This is a genomic window from Pseudomonas sp. K5002, from assembly GCF_013386655.1.
Classification (GTDB): Bacteria; Pseudomonadota; Gammaproteobacteria; order Pseudomonadales; family Pseudomonadaceae; genus Aquipseudomonas.
The window spans coordinates 1-2,499 of sequence record NZ_JACARK010000648.1; the positions used below are offsets into that span (position 1 = coordinate 1).

At 61.5% G+C, this 2,499-nt stretch carries 2 protein-coding genes and 1 pseudogene; 2 read left to right on the forward strand and 1 reads right to left on the reverse strand.

The window, feature by feature from the left end; all coding sequences use genetic code 11:
• Positions 1-269 (forward strand): annotated as a pseudogene (locus HX846_RS25495) (winged helix-turn-helix domain-containing protein); the annotation flags it as partial.
• Here HX846_RS25495 and HX846_RS25500 read toward each other — a convergent pair.
• The gene (locus tag HX846_RS25500) at positions 249-1,595 is read right to left on the reverse strand and encodes a class II 3-deoxy-7-phosphoheptulonate synthase (protein WP_087693647.1); all 1,347 of its coding nucleotides are present in this window, start codon (positions 1,593-1,595) and stop codon (positions 249-251) included. The pseudogene HX846_RS25495 and the gene HX846_RS25500 sit on opposite strands and share 21 nt — an antisense overlap.
• A 118-nt stretch (positions 1,596-1,713) precedes the next feature.
• On the opposite strand from HX846_RS25500, the gene HX846_RS25505 reads away from it, so the two are divergent.
• Positions 1,714-2,469, forward strand: coding sequence for a spermidine synthase (locus tag HX846_RS25505; protein ID WP_087693646.1), 756 nt, complete (start codon positions 1,714-1,716; stop codon positions 2,467-2,469).
• Positions 2,470-2,499 lie beyond the last annotated feature (30 nt).

The window sequence follows — 2,499 nt, forward strand, 5'->3', positions numbered from 1 at the left end:
GGGTATATGGCTACTACGTGCTGCCGTTCCTGCACAACGAGCGGATTGCCGCGCGCGTGGATCTGCGGGCGGAGCGGGCGGCCGGACGCCTGGCGGTGCATGCCGTTCACGAGGAAGAGCCGGGGCTGGACGAGGAGGGCATGCGCGCGCTGGCCCTGAATCTGCGGCAGATGGCCGACTGGCTCGGGCTTGAGCAGATACAGCTCAATTGCCAGCGGGCCAGTGCGGCACGGTTGCGGGTAGAGCTTTTAACGCTTGACCTGTTTTAGCGTCTCGGCGATCAGGAATGCCAATTCCAGCGACTGATCGGCATTCATCCGTGGGTCGCAGTGGGTGTGGTAGCGGTCCGACAGCCCGTCTTCAGTAATCGGCCGCGCGCCACCGATGCACTCGGTGACGTTCTGCCCGGTCATCTCGATATGAATCCCGCCGGCGTAAGTGCCTTCGGCTTCATGCACCTGGAAGAACTCCTTCACCTCACTGAGAATCTGCGCGAAGTCCCGTGTCTTGTAGCCGCTGCTGGCCTTGATGGTGTTGCCGTGCATCGGGTCGGAACTCCACAGCACCTGCTTGCCCTCGCGCTGTACCGCGCGGATCAGGTTGGGCAGATGGTCGCCGACCTTGCTGGCACCCATGCGCGCAATCAGGTTCAGGCGGCCCGGGTCGTTGTCCGGGTTGAGGATGTCGATCAGGCGGATCAGGTCGTCGGGGTTCATGCTCGGGCCGACCTTGACCCCGATCGGGTTGTTCACCCCGCGCAGGAATTCGACGTGGGCACCGTCAAGTTGGCGGGTGCGATCACCGATCCAGAGCATGTGTGCCGAGCAGTCGTAATAGTCGTTGGTCAGGCTGTCGCGGCGCACGAAGGCTTGTTCGTAGTTGAGCAGCAGCGCTTCGTGGGCGGTGAAGAAACTGGTCTCGCGCAGTTGCGGCGAGCTGTCCATGCCACAGGCACGCATGAAGGCCAGGGTTTCGTCGATGCGGTCGGCCAGTTGGCTGTACTTCTCGGCCAGGGCGGAGTTGGCGATGAAGTCCAGGTTCCACTTGTGCACCTGGTGCAGGTCGGCAAAACCGCCCTGGGCAAACGCCCGCAGCAGGTTCAGGGTGGCGGTGGACTGGTGGTAGGACTGCAGCAGGCGGTCCGGATCGGGCACGCGGCTTTTTTCGTCGAAGCCGATACCGTTGACGATATCGCCGCGGTAGGCGGGCAGGGTGATGCCGTCGATGGTTTCATCGTTGGAAGAGCGCGGCTTGGCGAACTGGCCCGCCATACGCCCGACCTTGACCACCGGGCAGCCGGCAGCGAAGGTCATCACAATCGCCATCTGCAGGAGCACCTTGAAGGTGTCGCGGATTTTTGCCGCCGAGAACTCGGCAAAACTCTCGGCGCAATCGCCGCCTTGCAACAGGAAGGCGCGACCCTGGGTCACCTCGGCAAACTGACGGCGCAACTCACGGGCTTCACCGGCAAACACCAGCGGCGGATAGCTCGCCAGGTTTTGCTCGACCTGCGACAAATGCGCGGCGTCAGGGTACTGGGGTTGTTGCTGGATCGGCAGGGCGCGCCAGCTGTCGGGGCTCCAGGGTTGGCTCATCATGAACTCGAGTGATTTGCGGTCGGGCCGTCATGTTATCAGCAATTAGTACGTGACCTGCTGCCGCCGGTTCGCCCACAATCCCGGCTTTCCCGTTGGCACGCCGTTAGGAGTTGCAATGTCTGAGGAGCGCGTCGAGCGCCTGCTGGCCGAGGTCCATGATGACTTCGGCATGATCCGCGTGCTGGAAGTGGCCGATTACCGCTTTCTCGAGTTTGGCGATGCCATCGAGCAGAGTTGTGTGTTTACTGCTGACCCGAGCTGGTTGGAGTATGACTACACCCGCGCGATGCTGATTGGGGCGTTGTGTCATGAGCAGCCGGAGAGTGCGTTGTTCCTGGGCTTGGGCGCTGGGACGTTGACCCAGGCTTGCCTGAAGTTTCTGCCTTTGGATGATGTGGAAGCCATCGAACTGCGGCCTGATGTGCCGCGTCTGGCCATTGAGTACTTGGGGCTGGATGATGATCCTCGGCTGTATATCCGCGTTGGGGATGCGTTGGAATTGCTGCCTTCGGCTGAGTCGGCGGACCTGATTTTTGTCGATCTGTATACGGATGTTGGCCCTGGGGTTGGGCACCTGGCCTGGACGTTTCTGGAGAATTGCCAGAAGAAGCTGAACCCGGGGGGGTGGTTGGTGATTAATCAGTGGGCTACGGATGATGGGAAGCCGTTGGGGGCGGCGTTGTTGCGTGGGTTGTATCACCGGCATTATTGGGAGTTGCCGGTGAAGGAGGGGAATGTGATTTTGCTGGTGCCGGCGGATCTGGATCAGGTGCTCGATGTGGCGGCGTTGTCTGCGCGGGCTGAGGCGTTGGCGCCGCGGTTGGGGTATTCGTTGCAGTCGCTGATCAAGGCGATTCGGCCGGCTACGTAGGGTTTTGATTGTGTACATATCCGTTGCTGC